Here is a 19,738-nt window from a genome sequence, read left to right as displayed (position 1 = left end):
CTTACAAATCAGCTTCAAGTGCAGGCACAGGTTGCTCTGCTTTCAGCTTACGACGTTTAAATTGATAAGCCACCATTAAACATAGAATCCATCCGGGAATCATCATGACTGCAATACGCATGTCTGGTGTTAAAGACATTACAACTAAAATGCCCAACATAAACACGATGCAAAGATAGTTGCTAAATGGATACATAAAGCTTGGAAACTTTGTAGTTTGACCTTGGCTTTGCTTGTATTTACGGAATTTTAAATGTGTCCATGAAATTACAACCCAGTTAATCACAATCGCTGCGACAACCAACATCATGAGCAAACCAAATGCTTTTTCAGGGAAAATGTAATTTAACAGCACACATAAAATAGTCACCGCAGCAGAAAGAATCACTGCATTGGTTGGAATACCGCGTTTATTAATGTGTGCAAATGCTTTTGGTGCATTACCTTGTTGTGCAAGACCCAATAGCATACGGCTACTGCAATAACTCGTACCGTTATAAACTGAAACCGCAGCAGTCAAAATCACAAAGTTCAGCAACGTTGCAATGCCTTGGCTGTCTAAAGAAGCAAAGACCATCACAAATGGACTACCGCCTTCAGCCATCTGGTTCCATGGGAATAGCGAGAATAAAACCAAAAGTGTCGCAATATAGAAAATCAAAATACGGTAGATAATTTGATTCACGGCTTTAGGTAAGGTTTTATCCGGATCACGTGCTTCAGCCGCAGTAATACCAAAAAGTTCGATCCCACCAAAAGCAAAAATAATGACCGCCATTGCCATCACTAAGCCTTCAACACCAAATGGGAAAAAGCCACCGAGTGCCCAAAGGTTGCTGATACTGGCTTGCGGACCGGCTGTACCAGTTGCTAGTAAATATGAACCAAACCCAATCATTGCCAGAATTGCCAAGATTTTGACAATAGAAAACCAGAATTCCATTTCGCCAAAAAACTTAACATGCAGCAAATTAATGCCGTTGATTAAGACAAAGAAGGTTAAAGCAGATGCCCACGTTGGAATTTGCGGCCACCAATATTGAATATAAAGACCAATTGCACTCAATTCTGCCATACAAACGAGGACATTCAGTACCCAGTAATTCCATCCAGACATGAACCCAGCAAATGGTCCCCAGTATTTGTAGGCAAAATGACTAAAAGACCCACTTACTGGCTCTTCAACCACCATCTCACCAAGCTGACGCATCATTAAAAAAGCAATAAATCCTGCAATTGCATAGCCAAGGATGACCGATGGACCTGCTAATTTAATCGATTGTGATATACCAAGAAAAAGCCCTGTGCCAATCGCCCCACCCAATGCAATAAGTTGGATGTGCCGATTACTCAAACCGTGTTTCAGGTTTCCTTGCTCTTGTGCTGACATATGATTATTCTCATCCTTGTCACGTAATTTTTTTCCAATAAATTACGTATATCATAAATTAATCAAACTTTCATAGAGATTCATGAAAAAATAATTGCGTGACTTTTCTCAAGAACGCGAATGAAAACAGAAAATACAAGAAATGACAATTATTATGAAATGTGTAATTAAATTATGTATTGCGTAATTTGATGAATTCAGTATTATAGAGACATGAAGCAATTGGTTGTGCTCGGTCTATATCAAATTCATAAGACAAAAATGATCTACATAAAGGTTAAAAAACTTATTGAGTAGCTCAGTCCTAGACCGAACTTTTATTTGTATAAGACCCGAGATAAAGACAAGGACGCGAAAATGGAACAAAACCTAAATTCTTTTATTGAAGTTTCACCTCAATCAGATTTCACTATTCATAATTTGCCTTATGGTATTTTTAGCAGAACTAGCGAAAGCGAACGCCAAGTCGGTGTAGCTATTGGTGATTGGGTCATTGATCTCGCTGCTCTTGAAAAGCATGGTCTTTTACAACTTTCAAGCCACGACACCTACTTTAACCAGCCTACACTGAATAAATTTATCGAGTCTGGCAAAGCCAACTGGTCAAAAGTTCGCAAGACACTACAGTCTCTTCTCTCGACTGATAATTTAACGCTTCAACAAAATGAAGTATTGCGCCAAGAAGTTTTGGTTAAGCAAGACAGCGTTACTTTGTATTTACCTGTTCAAGTACCTGGTTACACCGATTTCTATTCTTCTAAAGAACATGCGACCAATGTGGGTTGTATGTTCCGCGACCCAAAAAATGCCTTGCTTCCAAACTGGACCGAATTACCTGTTGGTTATAACGGTCGTGCTAGCTCTGTTGTGGTCAGTGGCACTCAAGTCGTGCGCCCATCTGGACAAATTAAACTTCCAAATGAAGAACGCCCAGTTTTCTCAGCAACACGTAAACTCGATTTTGAACTTGAAACGGCGTTTATTGTGGGTAAACCAACGCAGCTCGGTCAGCCTATCGCTATTGAAGATGCTTGGGACCATATTTTTGGAATGGTATTACTCAATGACTGGTCAGCACGCGATATCCAGCAATGGGAATATGTTCCACTCGGCCCTTTTAACGCTAAAACTTTTGCCAGTTCGATTTCACCTTGGGTCGTGACGCTTGAAGCACTTGAACCATTCAAAGTTGAAGGTCCGAAACAAGAACCGAAACCTTTAGCTTATTTACAAGAAAATATCGCGAATAGTTACGACATTAATTTGAGTGTTGAAATTCAAACGCCGAAATCGACACAAACTGACGTGATCTGTAAAACCAATTTTAAATATATGTATTGGTCTATGTCTCAACAGCTCACCCACCATACCATTGCTGGTTGTAATGTTCAGGTTGGTGACTTAATGGGTTCAGGAACAATTTCCGGTTCTACACCAGATTCGTATGGTAGCTTGCTTGAGCTTACATGGAACACCACCAAGCCTTTAACACTTGCGAATGGCGAAACTCGTGGTTTCTTGCAAGACGGCGATACGCTCATTATGAAAGGCCACTGTGAGAAAAATGGAATCCGTGTCGGCTTTGGTGAAGTGAAAAATACAGTTCTTCCTGCATTAACGTTCGATTTTGCAGAAACTTCGGAGCCTGACTATGAAGCTGTATAGTTACTTTCGTAGCTCTGCAGCCTACAGAGTACGGATTGGTCTCAACCTTAAAGGTTTAGCTTATGAAACTGTTCCCGTACATCTAGTAAAAAACGAACAGCAAAGCGAAGACTATTTAAAGTTAAACCCTAGTGCTCTGGTCCCGACTTTAATTGACGGCGATTTAACCTTGTCTCAATCGTTAAGTATTTTGGAATATCTGGATGAACAATATCCAGAAACCAAATTACTCCCAAGAGATGTACAAGAACGTGCCAAAGTCCGTGCTTTTGCACAAGCTATTGCCTGTGATATGCACCCATTAAATAACCTGCGCATTCTGAAATATTTAAAAAATGAGTTAAATGTTTCAGATGAGCAAAAAAATTATTGGTATCAACACTGGATTCTTGAAGGTTTTCAAAATCTGGAACAGCAACTACAAAATTCAAATGGCCAATTTTGCTTTGGACACGAAGTAACAATTGCCGATTGCTGTCTGATTCCACAGGTTTACAACGCGAAACGCTTCAAGATTGATTTATCTGCGTTTCCAAAAATTGAATCGATTTATCACCATTGTTTGTCTATCCCAGCCTTTTATAACGCGGCGCCAGAACAACAACCAGATTGGGAATAGTAAAAAGGAGTTTTAATATGACATTTGCCATTAAAAAAATACATCACGTTGCATATCGTTGTAAGGATGCGAAAGAGACCGTTGAGTGGTATAAAAAAATGCTCAACATGGACTTCATTTTAGCTTTTGCTGAAGACCATGTACCTTCAACTAAAGCTTTTGACCCATATATGCATTTATTCTTAGATGCAGGTCAAGGCAACGTTTTGGCATTTTTTGAATTGCCGACTCAACCAGAAATGGGCCGAGACGAAAATACGCCTCAATGGGTACAGCATATTGCTTTTGAAGTCGAAGATGTAAATGCGCTGATGGCTGCCAAGCAACATTTAGAAGAAAATGGTGTGAAAGTTTTGGGCGTAACCAATCATGGTATTTTCCACTCAATTTACTTCTTTGACCCAAATGGCCACCGTTTAGAACTTACCTATAACGATGTGCGCGCTGAAGAAAAAATTGCAAAAATTACTGAAGAAATGAAAGCAGAAATGCTTGAGCAATGGAGCAAAACTAAACGCGCTCCTCACCACACACATTTCTTGCATGAAGAAGAGTTAGGAACCTAATTTTAAAAGATCGATCTAAAAAGTCGGCATTGATTAGAATTGTAAAAAACAGCTCTATATCAATGCCGATTTATATTATTTAAAACTGCTAAATTTCTAGAAAATCGCGCTATAAATGAGAGCATGGTGATTTTAGAAAATTGTTGATTATTAAACATGCCAATTTCGCTAATAGAAAAAGGTGATTTCTATTTCTCACTGGGCTCAGGCATGATGTAAAACGCACCAATTTCAATTTATGTTTTGAACATAACTGTTTAACAACTGTAGTAACTTTATTAAGGGTATTTAAATGATTGAAGAAAAAGTATCTGGGGGGGTTCAATCACTTGAAGTCGGTTTATCTGTACTAAATGCCCTTTTAGAGCACAATCAACCTATTATTCTCAAAGATCTCTCTAGCAAGCTAGAAATGCATCCTGCGAAGGTACACCGCTATCTCGTTAGTCTTATTCGCATGGAATATGCAAAACAGCTTGATGATGGGCAATATGCTTTAGGTGATCAGGCATGGCGCTTAGGTCTAAACTGTGTTCAACATAGCGACACACTACAGCTGGTACAGCATTTAATTTACGACCTACAAAACAAAATTGGTTGCGGCATACAAATCAGTAAATGGTCGCCTAAAGGCCCTGTAGTTGTTCAATCGATTGAATCAAACCATCCTATTTCGATTGTCACTAAAGTCGGTTCAATTATGCCTTTAGTCAATTCTGCTGCTGGACGTTTATTTGCTTCTTATCTTCCAGAGCATTTTGTTCGTCCATTAATGGAAACAGAGTGGCAAAAGCATCAAGAACTTGGTCTTAATATTGCGCCACAAAACTGGCGAGCGTTTACAGAGCTTAAAGAAACGATTCGCCAACAAGAAATGTCGGCAGCGAAAGGTGATTTACTAACAGGAATTAATGCAGTGGGTTTACCTGTGTTTAATTCAAATCAGAGCATCGAGTTTTGTATTGTCGCGCTGGATAGTGAAATGTTTTTACCAGTCGACCCTCACAGTAAAACGATTGAAATCTTAAAAAGTGAAGTGAAGCTCATTAATCAATATATTAAAAGTCGCTAATTAACAGCCATAAAAAACCAAGAGATCAAACTCTTGGTTTTTTTAGATCAGAAACAAAGCTCAGCTTATTTAGTTTCTAGAACACCACGGCGAATCTGGTCACGTTCAATTGACTCAAATAATGCCTTGAAGTTACCTTCACCAAAACCATCATCATCTTTACGTTGAATAAATTCAAAGAAGACTGGACCAATCATGTTTTCAGAGAAAATTTGCAATAACAGTTTCTTCTGACCATCTTTGGTATTGCCGTCTAGCAAAATACCACGCTGTTTTAACTCGTCAGTCGGCTCACCATGCTCAGGTAAACGCTCTGGTAGCATTTCATAATACGTATTTGGTGGCGGTGTCATAAATTTCAGACCGAGGCCCTTTAACTTATCCCAAGTCGAAATTAAGTCATCACAAATAAACGCGATATGCTGAATCCCTTCGCCATTAAAGTCAGACAGGAACTCTGCAATTTGACCGTTTCCTTTGTCCGAATCTTCGTTTAATGGAATACGGATCATGCCGTCTGGCGCTGTTAATGCTTTAGACGTTAAGCCTGTATATTCGCCTTTAATATCAAAGTAGCGAATTTCTTGGAAGTTAAAGATTTTTTCATAGAAGTTTGCCCAATACTCCATACGGCCTTTGTAGACATTATGAGTTAAATGGTCAATTTCGTTTAAACCTGCACCTACTGGGTGTCTTTGGGCATCATCATAGAAAGTAAAATCGTTTTCATAAATATCGCGGTCAACTAAAAAGATTGGCATGCCACCAATACCTTTAATTGCTGGAATGTTGAGCTCCATTGGCCCAACTTTTGAATACATCGGTTCAGCACCAAGCTCTACTGCTTTCTGGAAAGCTTTTGCTGCATCACGTGTTTTAAAGCCCATCGCACAAGCAGATGGACCATGTTCATTAAAGAAGAATGAAGCATAAGATTCTGGCTGATAATTCAGGATAATATTGATATTTCCTTGACGCCATAAGTACGCTTCTTTCGATTTATGCTTGGCTACTTTTGAAAAGCCGATTGTTTCAAAAACTGGATCTAATTCATTTTCTTTTGAAACAAACTCAATAAATGCAAAACCGCATAATTCTAATGGGTTCTCTAAAATATCCATCTAGTTTCCCTCTGGTGATTACCTGTTCCGTTTATCTCTATTGCTGATCAATTCAGCTCCTTTCTCTATAGAATACGTATTTATTGGGTAGGTCTTTGAACCGTCAAAATGCCTTACCCAACGCATCCTATGAGAAAAAAACGAATCACTAAAACGAAGATATGAAGAGCGTGAAGCTTTTGATAATTAATTCCCGTTCCATTTGGTGTTTATTTTCCATACACACTGTCCTTTCTTATCTAAAAGTACGATTGAGATTTTTCACTAAACCCTTAAAAATCGTCTTTTCCTAAAATCATTTATAGATTTATGGAGACCAACATCCTTGTTGGATCTCCAATGGCCATTTACCTTAAAACAGATGCTACTAAAAACAATTAAATTATGCAATACATAACTTAATTATGAATTGCATAATTTTAGTAATCTTTTAATTTGTGTGTTTTTAAAATGAATTGTCATATTCCATATTCTGTTTATGATTCTTAATCTTCAAAAATCTCACCTGCTTTGAGTTTGGAAAACTATGCTTCTAGTCAGCGCATGTTTAATTGGCGAACCTGTTCGTTATGACGGTAAATCTTGCCTAAATATTTTACTTAAGCAGCTGTTACTCAATAAAAAAGCTCATGCTCTTTGTCCAGAGTTATTAGGTGGTTTTACCACTCCGCGTTTACCCGCAGAAATTGTTGGGGGAACAGGACAAGATGTGCTTGATGGCAAAGCAAAAATTACCGATTCATCTGGTTTAGATGTAACAACGTTATATTTAAAAGGTGCTTACCGCACTCTAGAAATTGCACAGCACATAAAAGCAAGCTGTGTCGTCTTAAAAGAAAATAGCCCTTCTTGTGGTAGTCAAAAAATTTATAACGGGACTTTTCAAGGCGAAAAAATTGTTGGAACTGGGATTACCACAGCACTGTTACAGCGCCATGGTTTTAAAGTAATTTCTGAAAATGAAATTGAAGATTGGTTAGCGACCCATCCGCTTTAAGGTTGTGTGGATCTACTCGATCAAAACCCTCTTAATTGTTTTCTAAAACGGAAACAGATGGCACTCAATAGACAAGCCACTAAATAACTTATGGCTGCCATCCACCAAAAACCATAAATTCCCATCGCAGAAATAGAGATATTCTGCCAATGCAGCCCTTTATAGGCCATCCACCAACCACCGCCCAATCCGAAACATAACACCACAACCAAGAAAATCAGCATCGGTAAAATCGAAACATCCCAACAACGTAGCAAAGAGGTTAATAACGTCATTATGCCATCTAGAAAGTGAGACATACATACAATTAACAACAGTGATGCACCTAAAATCTGTACAGCCAAATCATCTGAATATAACGTGACAATCAAGTCCCGCTCTAACCATAAACACAGAGATAGACTGCCGCTGACTACCATAATCACCCATATACTTTGTCGGGCGATTTTTTCTGCTTCTTCCATTTGCCCGCTGCCCATAGATCGCGATACCAAAATGCTATAAGCCGCGGCAATGGAGGAAGGGATAATAAACATGAACCCTCCAGTGCTCGCGACAATTTGATGTGCTGCTGACACCACGCTCCCTAAAGGCAAAATCAAAATAGCAACCGAACAAAATGCAACGACGTCAATCAACGCCATGATTGCTGTCGGTATCCCTATTTTTAAAATCATCCGCAGACTTTGTCGGCTATCTTCAGGTGACAGTTCTGGATGTTCCATAAAGATGTATCTTTTCTCCAGAAAAAATAGGTAATACACAGCCAGCATAAACCACCTTACAATGAGAGTGGCTAACAAAGCCCCTATCGCACCGAGGGGCGGAATTGAAAATAAAGCGACACCATAAATTAAAAGATAGGACAAAATAATTTTAAGAATGAAGAAAATGCTATCTGATAGTAAAACCTTGTGCGCATTTTCAGTGACCTGAGACAAAGCTGTAAATAAACGCATGAGTAAATGCGCAGGTAAAATAAATACCAAAACCCAAATACAGTTTTTAGTAATTGAAATGACATGTTCAGATGCACCAAACAATTTTGGTAAATCACGGAACAAGTAAAGCAGGCCAATACTAATCAATGCCGAACCTAACATCAGCCAGATGCCTTGAATAAAAATCTGACGAATACGTGGTATATCATGACAACCATAAGCTTCCGAGAGCTTGAGCATCACACCTTGCAGAATCCCCATACCAATGACATAAATCACTGTATATAAAGATAAGGTCACTGATAATGCGGCTACATGGTCATTACTAAAATGCCCTACATAAGCAATATCAATCAATCCACTTAAAACTAGAATTAAATTGCTTGAGAGCATGGGAATAAATAGTTTAAAAATCTGATTCATTTAGGAAATGCCTTATTTTTCTTTGCGAGTTATATTCATATTCACGTTATTTTTAGTGCATCAATCCAAAGCAAAAGACATACCAGTTCTAAATTCAGCTCCCATCAAATTTGTTTTAAATGAAAAGACCAAACTATTCGTTTGGTCTTATTTTCTAATTCATGTTTTTCTACAGTTATTATTTTTTGTGTCTACTTGCCCAATAAGTCGCAAGTGCAGGCCCAGAAATATTGTGCCAAAGGCTAAAAATCGCACTTGGTACTGCTGTAATCGGAGATGCAGCAAAGTGTACTGCTGCAAGAGCAACACCTAAACCTGAGTTTTGCATACCTACCTCAACAGCAATTGCTTTACTGTCCGCATACGGTAATTTAAAGAAACGCGCTGCTGCAAACCCTAACAAATATCCAAGCCCATTATGTAAGATCACTACGGCTAAAATGAGTAAACCCGACTGTAGAATAGCCGCTTTACTGCCCCCAATAATGGCTGCCACAATTGCTACAATTGCAATCACTGAAACTAACGGCATGACTTGAATATAGGACTCGACCTGTCGCTTGAGCCATGTTCTTAAAATCAGACCAACGACAATAGGAAGCAGTACTACCTGTAAAATTGAAACGAACATAGAAGCTGCATCAATTTTTAACCATTGGCTGGCAAGCAGATAGAAAATTGCCGGAGTTAACACGGGAGCTAAAAGTGTTGAAACTGAAGTGCAGGCCACCGATAAAGCCACATTGCCTTTAGCCATATAGGTAATGACATTCGAAGCCGTTCCACCCGGGCAACACCCCACTAAAATGACTCCAACCGCGATTTCAGGAGGGAGCTGAAATAATTTACATAAGACAAATGCTAAACCCGGCATGACCACAAACTGTGCCACTACCCCAATCAACACCGCCTTAGGACTTTGTAGTACACCTTTAAAGTCGTCTACGGTCATGGTCATTCCCATACCAAGCATAATAATGCCCAGAATCCATGGAATATAAGCTTTCAGCCAGACAAAAAACTCAGGCTGCCATAGCGCCAATGCTGCAAAAACAATCACCCATAGGGCAAAAGTTTTTTGAATAAATTGGGTAAAGCGCAGTAATGCTGACATACTTTCGTTCCCTAAAAATTAAAATACTAGAGCAATAGACTTAGCGCTCACTCAACAGATTTGTAGACTGAATACGGACAACCCCTTGTTGCTGCATGGTTTGCCATGCCTGTTCTAACGAACCATTTAAATCAATACCTTTACAAGCATCCTCAACCACTAAAGTTTTAAAACCTTGTTTGATTGCATCTAAAGCAGTCCATGCCACACAAAAGTCGGTCGCAATTCCAACCACATACACCGTATCAATGCCACGCTCTTTTAAGTAACCCGTTAAACCAGTCATTGTAGACTGATCTGCTTCCATAAAAGCCGAGTAGCTATCAATATGAGCATGAAAGCCTTTTCGAATAATGAGTTGAGCTTTCGGAATATTTAAATCAGGATGGAAATCGGCATCTTTGGTGCCTTGTACACAATGTTTAGGCCAAAGTACCTGAGGTCCATAGGCGAGTTCAATGGTTTCAAAAGGCTGCTTGCCCGAATGATTTTGTGCAAAAGATATATGATTATCTGGGTGCCAGTCTTGCGTCAGAACAACATTTTCAAAACAATCAGCAAGTTGGTTAATCGTTGGAATAATTGTGTCGGCGTCAGCAACTGCTAAATTTCCACCCGGTGTAAAACCATTTTGTACATCAACTACGATTAAAGCCGCATTTTGTGGTTGTTTATTCATTTTCATGTCATCTTCAATCCCAACAGGGAAAATTGCATTCTATCTTGCCATAAAAAAAGCAGATATTAAGTAAGGCTCAGTTGAATCAAGCTGTATTGTTATATTTACGAACCCTTCTCACCCCTGCAATACAAATACATCCTATCTTTTCCTCAAGTTTACATAGCGATTATCCGTTAGGCGTATTGTTCTTATGCGTCTGATCAGTCATAATTTGCATAATTGTCATTCAACAATCTGTTATTGTTAGAACTGGACAATCAAAATACTGCAACCATCCCACATTTTGTTTTTCTTACCTCAGATTCGGATGGATAAATAGGATATTTTTAAAAATGACTCAGCAAGCACAGACCATTCAAGGCTCAATCGTCGCAATCGTCACACCAATGTTGAAAGATGGTGGTGTAGATTGGAAGGGTCTTGAGAAGCTGGTTGAGTGGCACATAGAACAAGGTACAAACAGTATTGTAGCCGTCGGTACTACCGGCGAAGCCTCAACATTGAGCATGGAAGAGCACACACAGGTTATTAAAGAAATTATTCGTGTAGCCAATAAACGTATTCCAATTATTGCCGGTACTGGTGCAAACTCAACCCGTGAAGCAATCGAATTAACTAAAGCTGCTAAAGATCTTGGCGCAGATGCAGCCTTACTTGTTACGCCATATTATAATAAGCCAACTCAAGAAGGCCTCTACCAACACTATAAAGCGATTGCTGAAGCCGTAGAATTACCACTTATTCTTTATAACGTACCTGGCCGTACGGGTGTAGATCTTGCAAACGATACAGCTGTACGTTTAGCAGAGATCCCTAATATTGTCGGTATTAAAGACGCAACAGGTGACGTACCTCGTGGTAAAGCTTTAATTGACGCTTTAGACGGCAAGATGGCTGTGTATTCAGGTGATGATGAAACTGCATGGGAACTTATGCTTCTTGGTGCAGACGGCAATATCTCTGTTACAGCAAATGTTGCACCTAAAGCCATGAGCGAAGTATGTGCTGTTGCGATTGCCAAAGATGAACAACAAGCGAAGACGATTAACAATAAGATTGCAAATTTACACAATATTCTATTTTGCGAATCAAACCCAATTCCTGTGAAATGGGCACTACATGAGATGGGACTGATTGATACTGGTATTCGTTTACCACTCACTCCTCTCGCTGAGCAATATCGCGAACCTCTCCGCAATGCCCTAAACGATGCGGGAATTATTTAATAAGAGCAATTTATGATGCAATTACGTCTTGGTTTAGTCCTTGCAGTTTCAGCCTTAAGTTTAGTTGGTTGTGGTCGCTTCGCAATTAATAATCACTCTTTAGATTATAAAAATGCCAAGCAACTTGCCCCGCTTGAGTATCCTGCAGATGCAACTGTACGACCAGCGACACCTTTGTATCCTGCACCAACTGTTGACCAGCTCGCTATTGAGCACGCGCCGAAGTTTGAAAACCAGCGTGGTAACCGTTTTGCATTGCCACGTCCGGAACAAACACAGAATGGCAATGCAACAGCAGATGCATCTGCTCAAACGACGACTGCGCTTGGACGCCCTCAGCTTGTGACCGACGGTAATAAAAACCCATTGTTAAAAATTGATGGGAATACAACCGAGATCTGGCAATACACCAAAGCAACATTAAGCACTTTAAATTACAACATCATCGCTCAAGGCAGTAATCAGGCGACGATTAAAGTAAATGACAATACTTATGTGCTTAAACTCACTGGTGTTGGTTCAAGTCATACTCTTGCTCTATTTAATGTAGACAACTCTTTTGCAAGCCCAGATGTGGCTGCTGAAGTGTTAAACCAGATTTACCAAAATTGGCCAGCCTAGTCGTTTACTAGGCATTTTTTTTAAAAAGGTTCCCTCATGTTAAAACAAACCTTGCTCTATACTGGTAAAGCAAAATCTGTATATGAAACAGACAATGCCGACCATCTGATTTTAGTCTTTCGTGATGATGCCTCTGCGTTCAACGGCGAAAAAATCGAACAGCTAGATCGTAAAGGCAAGGTGAACAACCTTTTTAACGCCTTCATTATGGAAAAACTTGCTGCTGCGGGTATTGAAACGCATTTTGAAAAATTGCTTTCTCCAACTGAAGTGCTTGTTAAAAAACTTCAAATGATTCCTGTTGAATGTGTAATTCGTAACTACGCAGCTGGTTCTCTATGCCGTCGTTTAGGTGTAGAAGAAGGTAAAGAGTTAACTCCTCCTACATTTGAATTGTTCTATAAAGACGACGGTCTAGGCGACCCAATGGTTAACGAATCTCAAGCAATTGCTTTAGGTTGGGCGACTGCTGAACAATTAGAGCAAATGAAAGTGTTAACTTACCAAGTAAACGATGTATTAAAAGCATTATTTGCTGAAGGCAACATGATTTTGGTGGACTTCAAGCTTGAATTCGGTGTTTTCCATGACCGTATCGTGCTTGGCGATGAGTTCTCTCCAGACGGTTGCCGTCTATGGGATAAAGACTCTAAGAAGAAACTCGACAAAGACCGTTTCCGTCAAGGTTTAGGCGGTGTTGTTGAAGCTTATGAAGAAGTTGCTGCTCGTTTAGGCGTAGATTTATCTGCTCTCTAATCGTTCAAACTTCATGAAAAACCGGGTCTTAGCCCGGTTTTTTACATTAGGTACTTTAGAAAATAAATAATGTAGACAGATTTGTCTATTAAAATAAATTAGCACTTGCACAAACCTAAATTTAAACACTAAAATCTAAAAAAACATTAAGCACTTCACAATAATTAAATTTAAAACCAGGGTAGACCTATGGAAATATCTAAGCTTGAAAAGAGATTAATGAATCATCCAATCCATTTTGGTGAAAATCCTTTGGTGTTATTAACGAACTTTAGCAGCTCAGCCTTAAAACAAGGCTGGACTCAGGCAGAAGTTGAATCAGTAATTTCCAAGGCTTCTCAAGGCGATTATATGGCGCTTATTCGCACCTTAAGAGCCTACACCTTTAGCTAGTATGGCTGCATAATTTGCTGCAAGCGCCCACCTTCCACCTCATGCTTATTTCTTGCAGGCTTATAGCTTCCCTTTAATTCAGGCGGCAAATAATCTTGTAGCACAAAGTGCTCTCAATCTTCTTTTGTATCTGGGCTGATTGCTCTTGTTCATGCATTATTTTTGCTTCTTTGCTACGCAGCATCATTCGATTTATAAAAAGACACACAAAGCTGTTAGGAATAGACTGGATTTATCCTGAACACTGCCTTAACAATAAATAAAAATTAGAAATATAAAATATTTATTCAGTGAGGAGTAAACCTGATGGATCATAAAATAGAGGAAGAAAAAGTCGATCAAACCTTAAGCTGGCGAGAAAAAATAGCGGTTGAAGAACATGAGAAGCTGTCGCCCCGTCTGGTCTATGAAATTATCCGTCGTGATGGTGCCGAGGAACTGGATCGTCCAACAGCTGCACTGATCTTTTCAGGGATTGCCGCAGGTTTGGTCATTAGTTTTTCATTTGTATTTAAAGCGATTATTGCTTCTTATCTCCCGACTGATGCGATCTGGACCGATTTAATCACCAATATCGGTTATACCATTGGGTTCCTGATCGCAATTTTGGGTCACATGCAGCTTTTTACCGAGAATACCATCACCACAGTTGTACCTTTATTCAAGCCCTTTACCTTTGATAAATTACGAGCAGTAGGCCGCTTATGGGGGATTGTGATTTTATGCAATGTGATTGGAACAGGTTTAGCGAGTTTATTTTTCCTAACTACTCACCTGTTTACTCCCGGTATTGACCAAGCACTCGATGAGCTAGCCCATCATGTTGCTTCCTTTTCCGCAACCCAGAATATACTCAAAGGTATTATGTCAGGGCTGTTAATTGCAGCATTGGTCTGGATGTTACCTTCAGTCAGCAATAAGTTCCTGCTCATCTTTTTCATGACTTATCTGATAGGACTAGGTGACTTTACCCATGTAGTAGTCGGCTCTACCGAAATGTCCTATCTCGTCTGGCAAGGAGAGGCATCCATTAATGAATATCTGTTTACCTTCCTGATCCCAACCACCATTGGCAATATTATTGGTGGTACAGGCGTGTTCACGCTACTGATTTATGGTCAGGTGACTGAAGAACTGGAACAGCATGATCATCGTTAGGTGTAGCTTGATGCAACGAATAGATTATTACTGTTCTTGCTGCCATCTACGTTGTTGCAAGCGCTCACCTTCAACTTCACGCTTGTTTCTCGCAGACTCATAGAGTTTGGTCCCCTTTAACTCAGGCGGCAAATAGTCTTGCAGCACAAAGTGTTCTGGGTAATCGTGAGGATAGAGATAATTAATTCCATAACCCTGTTGTTTCATGAGCTTGGTTGGCGCATTTCTTAAGTGTAAAGGCACAGGTAAATTTGCAGTCTTATCAGCAAGTTCCAAGGCCTTATTAATCGCTAAATAAGTACTATTACTTTTTGCACTCGTTGCTAAATAGACCGCCGTTTGGCCCAGAATAATTCGAGCCTCAGGCATTCCTACCGCTTGTACTGAACGGAAGCACTCACCTGCAAGTAATAATGCATTTGGGTTAGAGTTTCCAATGTCTTCCGAGGCTGCAATGAGCATACGTCTAGCAATAAAAACCGGATCTTCTCCGCCTTTGAGCATACGTGCCATCCAATACAGGGTTGCATCTGGATCACTGCCACGAATCGATTTAATGAAGGCAGAAACTAAATCGTAATGCTGTTCGCCAGATTTGTCATATCGTGCAATATTTTGCTGCGCTACTTTCACCACAACCGCATTGGTAATGGTATTTTCAATCTCTGGTTCAAATGTGCTGGCAATCAGGTCAAGTAAATTAAGCGCTTTACGAGCATCACCTGCAGCGAATTGAATGAGAGCATCATATTCTTCAATATGAATATAGCGTTCTTTTAAAAAGTTATCGGCTTGAAGTGCATTATTAATGAGAGTCTGGATCGCTTCACTGTCTAGACTGTTTAAGGTATAAACCTGACAGCGTGATAAAAGCGCACTATTCACCTCAAAAGACGGGTTTTCGGTAGTCGCTCCAACTAAGGTAATTTTACCTTTTTCAACTGCACCCAATAAAGCATCTTGCTGCGATTTATTAAAACGATGAATTTCATCAATAAAAACCACAGGTGTTAGTAAATCACCACTTTCTGCAATGACTTCACGTAATTCTTTTACACCCGTATTCAGCGCAGATAAGCTCACAAATGGGCGGTCTATCGCCTGAGCTAACAGCAAAGCAATTGTGGTTTTACCAACTCCCGGCGGTCCCCAAAAAATAATAGAAGGTAAATGACCCTGATCAATCATTTGACGCAGTGGTGCATTCTCACCTAATAAATGATCTTGCCCAATAATTTCAGACAAGTCTCTCGGGCGTAGGCGTTCGGGAAGTGGAATATGGGTGTCTGACATTTCAAATAGCTTTATCGTCTTTTATCTATAGTCTATTGTGTCTCACAGAAATCTACAATTTTAATCTATGAGACACGGCCTTTATTTACAGGCGGTTTTATCGCCTTAAGATGCTTTCTTAGTCAGCTTAAGTAAGCGCGCCTTTGAACCATCTTCAATGATCCAAATCGAACCATCTTGTGCTTCATGCAAACCACGAATACGTTGCTTCATATCTAGTCTTTGCACTTCTTTCACAGGTTTATGCTGTAAATCCACAACAATAATCGCTTCGGAAGATAACCCTCCAATTAAAGCCTTATTTTGCCATGCAGGAAATTGTTGTCCGCGATAAATGATCAAGCTCGATGGAGAGATTACAGGAGTCCAGTCAATTTCAGGTGCTTTAAATTCCGGGCGAGTATGATGATCTGGAATAGGTTGGCCCGAATAATGGTCTCCATTTGAAACGATTGGATAACCATAATTTTCGCCTTTTGTGATGATATTAAGCTCATCACCACCTTTCGGGCCCATTTCAACGACCCAGAGCTGCCCTTGAGGGTCAAACGCTATGCCTAACGGATTACGGTGCCCAAGCGACCATATTTCAGCAGTTACCCCGCCTTGCTGATAAAAAGGGTTACCTACCGATGCTGAGCCGTCATCATTTAAACGTAAGATTTTACCCAAGTTACTTTTCATGTTTTGGGCAGGGTCAAACTTTTGTCGTTCACCTGAACTCACCCAAAGTTTTCCATCGGCCCCGAAAACCATGCGATGCCCATAATGGCCTTGTCCTGAAACTTTGGGTACTTGCTGCCAAATCTGCTTCACATCTGTAAGTTTTGGTTGATTGGGGTTGGATAAATCTAATTTCGCACGTGAAATGACTGCTCCATACCCACCTTGCCCTTTTATTGCATAACTTAGGTAAATCCAGTGATTCTTCGCAAAGTTCGGATGTAAAGCTACATCACCTAAACCGCCTTGCCCGCCATAACTCACTGTAGGTATTCCTGAAACATCCAGCATTTGTTTATTTTTAGGATTAAAAATTTTTAATTTACCTAAACGTTCCGTCACTAATAAACGCTGATCTGGCAAACTTGTTATTGCCCAAGGTTCATCAAAATGTGCAACAGTTTCAACCTGATAAGATTGTTTGACTGAATTAGACTGTTCTGTTTTAGCAGAGGTTGTTTTTTCAAGGTTTTTTGAATTGGTATTATTAGAGCCACAAGCCATTAAGAAAAAAAAGCTACTACATAATAAGGGGGCTGCTAGTCGTCTCATCATTTTTATCTCATTTTGTCTTTATTGTTATATAACGGAGATGAGCAAAAAAATTTACGCTAAAAGTGTTACGTTATTATACGCTGTAATTAGAAATACCATGCAGATCTGTTTAACGTACCCAACGTACAACATAATCTTCAAGATCATCTTCATGAACATCAACTTCAGAAATACAACGTCCTGCAACCGACTTTTTCGCATTCATCACGCTCTGTCGAGAACCCGTATTTAAATAGTGCCAAGAGGGTAAATTTTTACCTTCATTCAAGCGTTTATATGCACAGCTTGATGGCAACCAGTGAATTGTTTTTAAAGACTCTACCGTTAATTGTAAGCAGTCAGGCACTTGTTGCTGACGATTAGAATAGTCCGAGCAACGACCCGTACTGCAATCGAGCAGCTTACAAGCCACTTTGGTGTACGCGACTTCATGCGTATCTTCATCTTCTAGCTTTACCAGACAGCATAAACCACACCCATCACACAAAGCTTCCCACTCAATTTGAGTCAGTTGCTCTAGCGGATAGTTTTTCCAAAACAATGGACGAAGTGAGGTCTCGGTAGACATAAGTTTTCAACGGCTGAACAGATAAAGCAATGCATCAGTATAACATTGAAGTGCCCTATCTTAAGAAAAGAAGCTTTATTTTTAGCATCACAAAATGATTGTTTAATATACATTTCAACCACATAAACGACACATTCAGTGTAAAAAACACCCTATATAGTTAAAGGACAATGAAAAATAAGTAGGAGGACAGCATATGTTCCGTTGGGCAATAATTTTTGCAGTGATTGCACTCATAGCCAGTCTATTAGGGTTTGGTGGTGTTGCAGGGTTATCTAAAGACTTTGCCGTGATTTTATTAGTTATAGCTGTAATTCTTGCTGTAATTGGGTTCATTTCGCGAGGCAGGACTTAATTTAATCATGACCATATATAAAAAAGAAGGAACCAGTTTCCTTCTTTTTTTATTGCAATAAACTTTCTAACTTTTTCTTTTGATGTAGATTCTTACATAGTTATTTATATTACTTTATTTTTTTATGCTTTAATCAAGCGTGTTTAAATCTCTTTAAATTTCAGGATTAAGGTTATGAGTACAGCAATTAAAACCCGTGAAATTCAATATACTGCACCAGATGGCAGCCATTTAATTGGTTACTTTGCTGCTCCAGATAGTGAAACACCTGTTGCGGGTGTGATTGTTGCTCCTGAATGGTGGGGACGTAACGAATATACCGAACAACGTGCGCGTGAGCTTGCTGAACATGGTTATGCTGCGCTTGCAATTGACATGTACGGTGATAAAAAAGTCACAACTACTGCAGCTCAAGCCTATGAATGGATGATGCAGACATTTGAAGAATTAGACACCGTCACTACTCGTGCAAATGCTGGACTTCAAACTCTTGCAGCCCAACCAGAAGTAAACGGTGAAAAACTTGCAGCTGTTGGCTTTTGTTATGGCGGGAAAGTGGTATTGGACCTTGCTCGCTCAGGTGCTCTACTCAAAGCAGTTGCAACCTTCCATGGCACGCTAACACCGAAAGCCCCTGCTCAAAAAGGCAACATTCAAGGTGAAATTTTAGTTCTTCATGGTGAATTAGACAGTATGGTCACCTTAGAAGATGTTGCTAATTTTGAAAAAGAGATGCAAGCTGCTGAGGTGAAACATGAGGTAGTGGTTTTAGAAGGTGCTAAACATGGCTTTAGTAACCCGCTTGCAGATGAAAGAGCTAAAGCGAACGGTGTAGACCTTGGCTACAATAGCGAAGCGGAAAAACAAGGCCTTGCTAAAATGTACGCTTTATTAGAACGTACTTTAAAATAAAAGAAGCGAATTTGGAGCAAATTGTTTATTTGCATTTGCTCCCTTAAATGTTTATGACTTTGCAATATTTTTACTGTATTTTTTAAACCACACTTCAATAACTATACTCCCGTTGAGCTAGAGCAAAGCCTAGTCTTATTTCCCGCACTCGGGGTTTAATGGAATAACATGAGAGGATACAACAATGACTGACAAGAAATGTCCGTATTGCGAATTTGATGAATATGACATCATTGATAAGAATGAATTTGCTGTAATTTTACCTGATTCTAATCCGTTGTCTAAAGGCCACTGTGTGGTAACACCACTACGCCATGTTCGTTCTTTTTTTGACATCACTTCTAAAGAGCATCAAGGCTTGCTTACACTTCTTGAAATTGCACGCCACGAAACACAGCTTCGCCATCAACCAGACGGTTTCCATATTAGCTTCAATGATGGTGAAGTGTTCGGACAAAATTCAGATCATTTCCATATTCATGTCATTCCGTACTACAAAAACCAGCCGTTGAAACTTGATCAGCGTTGGGGAGTACAAAAGGGTTAATCCTTTTTATTATTGAAACAGAGATCACACTTTTTAAGGTC

21 protein-coding genes and 1 pseudogene are annotated in these 19,738 nt (G+C 39.6%); 13 read left to right on the top strand and 9 right to left on the bottom strand.

What is annotated here, in order from left to right; translation table 11 throughout:
• Position 1 precedes the first annotated feature (1 nt).
• A complete protein-coding gene (locus ACB088_RS16660; protein WP_045433949.1) occupies positions 2-1,390 on the bottom strand; it encodes an amino acid permease in 1,389 nt (462 codons plus the stop codon).
• A 357-nt stretch (positions 1,391-1,747) separates the two neighbouring features.
• Between ACB088_RS16660 and fahA the strand changes: the two genes are divergently transcribed.
• From fahA to ACB088_RS16640, 4 genes are all read left to right on the top strand, one after another.
• Positions 1,748-3,055 carry a fumarylacetoacetase gene (fahA, locus tag ACB088_RS16655; RefSeq protein ID WP_375037494.1) on the top strand — a complete coding sequence of 436 codons (1,308 nt, stop codon included), beginning with the start codon at positions 1,748-1,750 and terminating at the stop codon, positions 3,053-3,055.
• Entirely contained in the window at positions 3,042-3,674 is a 633-nt protein-coding gene (gene maiA, locus ACB088_RS16650; RefSeq protein ID WP_375037493.1) for a maleylacetoacetate isomerase, read from the top strand. Before fahA ends, maiA begins: the two co-directional genes overlap by 14 nt.
• A gap of 17 nt (positions 3,675-3,691) precedes the next feature.
• The gene (locus ACB088_RS16645; protein WP_005044392.1) at positions 3,692-4,240 is read left to right on the top strand and encodes a VOC family protein; all 549 of its coding nucleotides are present in this window, start codon (positions 3,692-3,694) and stop codon (positions 4,238-4,240) included.
• A gap of 292 nt (positions 4,241-4,532) precedes the next feature.
• Positions 4,533-5,312, top strand: coding sequence for an IclR family transcriptional regulator (locus ACB088_RS16640; protein WP_375037492.1), 780 nt, complete (start codon positions 4,533-4,535; stop codon positions 5,310-5,312).
• Between the two features lie 65 nt (positions 5,313-5,377).
• Here the strand turns inward: ACB088_RS16640 and hppD are convergent, their stop codons facing one another.
• Positions 5,378-6,433, bottom strand: a complete 1,056-nt coding sequence (gene hppD, locus ACB088_RS16635) for a 4-hydroxyphenylpyruvate dioxygenase (RefSeq protein WP_133747287.1) — start codon at positions 6,431-6,433, stop codon at positions 5,378-5,380.
• Between the two features lie 526 nt (positions 6,434-6,959).
• Between hppD and ACB088_RS16630 the strand changes: the two genes are divergently transcribed.
• Complete coding sequence (locus tag ACB088_RS16630) at positions 6,960-7,430, top strand: DUF523 domain-containing protein (protein WP_375037491.1); 471 nt, start codon at positions 6,960-6,962, stop codon at positions 7,428-7,430.
• Between the two features lie 20 nt (positions 7,431-7,450).
• Here the strand turns inward: ACB088_RS16630 and ACB088_RS16625 are convergent, their stop codons facing one another.
• The 3 genes from ACB088_RS16625 to pncA form a co-directional block, all read right to left on the bottom strand.
• Positions 7,451-8,794 (bottom strand): MATE family efflux transporter, encoded by a 1,344-nt coding sequence (locus ACB088_RS16625; protein ID WP_375037490.1) that lies wholly within the window; start codon positions 8,792-8,794, stop codon positions 7,451-7,453.
• 178 nt (positions 8,795-8,972) lie between these two features.
• Complete coding sequence (locus ACB088_RS16620; RefSeq protein ID WP_375037489.1) at positions 8,973-9,908, bottom strand: bile acid:sodium symporter family protein; 936 nt, start codon at positions 9,906-9,908, stop codon at positions 8,973-8,975.
• A gap of 40 nt (positions 9,909-9,948) precedes the next feature.
• Positions 9,949-10,593 (bottom strand): bifunctional nicotinamidase/pyrazinamidase, encoded by a 645-nt coding sequence (gene pncA, locus ACB088_RS16615; RefSeq protein WP_092709095.1) that lies wholly within the window; start codon positions 10,591-10,593, stop codon positions 9,949-9,951.
• A gap of 329 nt (positions 10,594-10,922) precedes the next feature.
• Between pncA and dapA the strand changes: the two genes are divergently transcribed.
• The 4 genes from dapA to ACB088_RS16595 all read left to right on the top strand — a co-directional run bounded on the left by dapA (position 10,923) and on the right by ACB088_RS16595 (position 13,586).
• The gene (gene dapA / locus ACB088_RS16610) at positions 10,923-11,816 is read left to right on the top strand and encodes a 4-hydroxy-tetrahydrodipicolinate synthase (protein ID WP_005037855.1); all 894 of its coding nucleotides are present in this window, start codon (positions 10,923-10,925) and stop codon (positions 11,814-11,816) included.
• Positions 11,817-11,831: 15 nt separating this feature from the next.
• Positions 11,832-12,437, top strand: a complete 606-nt coding sequence (locus ACB088_RS16605; RefSeq protein ID WP_092709222.1) for a lipoprotein-34 precursor (NlpB) — start codon at positions 11,832-11,834, stop codon at positions 12,435-12,437.
• A 36-nt stretch (positions 12,438-12,473) separates the two neighbouring features.
• Positions 12,474-13,193 (top strand): phosphoribosylaminoimidazolesuccinocarboxamide synthase, encoded by a 720-nt coding sequence (gene purC / locus ACB088_RS16600; protein ID WP_004790203.1) that lies wholly within the window; start codon positions 12,474-12,476, stop codon positions 13,191-13,193.
• Positions 13,194-13,382: 189 nt separating this feature from the next.
• Positions 13,383-13,586 carry a hypothetical protein gene (locus ACB088_RS16595; protein WP_005037849.1) on the top strand — a complete coding sequence of 68 codons (204 nt, stop codon included), beginning with the start codon at positions 13,383-13,385 and terminating at the stop codon, positions 13,584-13,586.
• On the opposite strand, the pseudogene ACB088_RS16590 reads toward ACB088_RS16595, so the two are convergent.
• Positions 13,583-13,699, bottom strand: a pseudogene (locus tag ACB088_RS16590) (hypothetical protein); the annotation flags it as partial. The gene ACB088_RS16595 and the pseudogene ACB088_RS16590 sit on opposite strands and share 4 nt — an antisense overlap.
• 193 nt (positions 13,700-13,892) lie before the next feature.
• Between ACB088_RS16590 and ACB088_RS16585 the strand changes: the two are divergent.
• Complete coding sequence (locus tag ACB088_RS16585; protein WP_375037488.1) at positions 13,893-14,744, top strand: formate/nitrite transporter family protein; 852 nt, start codon at positions 13,893-13,895, stop codon at positions 14,742-14,744.
• A gap of 27 nt (positions 14,745-14,771) precedes the next feature.
• On the opposite strand, the gene ACB088_RS16580 is transcribed toward ACB088_RS16585, so the two are convergent.
• From ACB088_RS16580 to ACB088_RS16570, 3 genes are all read right to left on the bottom strand, one after another.
• Positions 14,772-16,037, bottom strand: coding sequence for a replication-associated recombination protein A (locus ACB088_RS16580; RefSeq protein ID WP_375037487.1), 1,266 nt, complete (start codon positions 16,035-16,037; stop codon positions 14,772-14,774).
• Positions 16,038-16,142: 105 nt separating this feature from the next.
• Positions 16,143-17,315 carry a PQQ-dependent sugar dehydrogenase gene (locus tag ACB088_RS16575; protein ID WP_375037486.1) on the bottom strand — a complete coding sequence of 391 codons (1,173 nt, stop codon included), beginning with the start codon at positions 17,313-17,315 and terminating at the stop codon, positions 16,143-16,145.
• A gap of 109 nt (positions 17,316-17,424) precedes the next feature.
• Entirely contained in the window at positions 17,425-17,883 is a 459-nt protein-coding gene (locus ACB088_RS16570; RefSeq protein WP_092709089.1) for a YcgN family cysteine cluster protein, read from the bottom strand.
• Between the two features lie 196 nt (positions 17,884-18,079).
• On the opposite strand from ACB088_RS16570, the gene ACB088_RS16565 reads away from it, so the two are divergent.
• The 3 genes from ACB088_RS16565 (at position 18,080) to ACB088_RS16555 (ending at position 19,697) form a co-directional block, all read left to right on the top strand.
• On the top strand, positions 18,080-18,238 hold the full coding sequence (locus tag ACB088_RS16565; protein ID WP_000490267.1) for a DUF1328 domain-containing protein: 159 nt from the start codon (positions 18,080-18,082) through the stop codon (positions 18,236-18,238).
• A 174-nt stretch (positions 18,239-18,412) separates the two neighbouring features.
• A complete protein-coding gene (locus ACB088_RS16560; protein ID WP_375037485.1) occupies positions 18,413-19,150 on the top strand; it encodes a dienelactone hydrolase family protein in 738 nt (245 codons plus the stop codon).
• A gap of 184 nt (positions 19,151-19,334) precedes the next feature.
• Positions 19,335-19,697 carry an HIT family protein gene (locus tag ACB088_RS16555; RefSeq protein WP_307013397.1) on the top strand — a complete coding sequence of 121 codons (363 nt, stop codon included), beginning with the start codon at positions 19,335-19,337 and terminating at the stop codon, positions 19,695-19,697.
• Positions 19,698-19,738: the final 41 nt, after the last annotated feature.

The sequence above is a fragment of the Acinetobacter sp. RW6 genome (assembly GCF_041956835.1).
Lineage (GTDB): Bacteria > Pseudomonadota > Gammaproteobacteria > Pseudomonadales > Moraxellaceae > Acinetobacter > Acinetobacter calcoaceticus.
The sequence above is the reverse complement of the archived record's forward strand: the minus strand, read 5'-3'. Positions and strand labels throughout refer to the sequence as shown.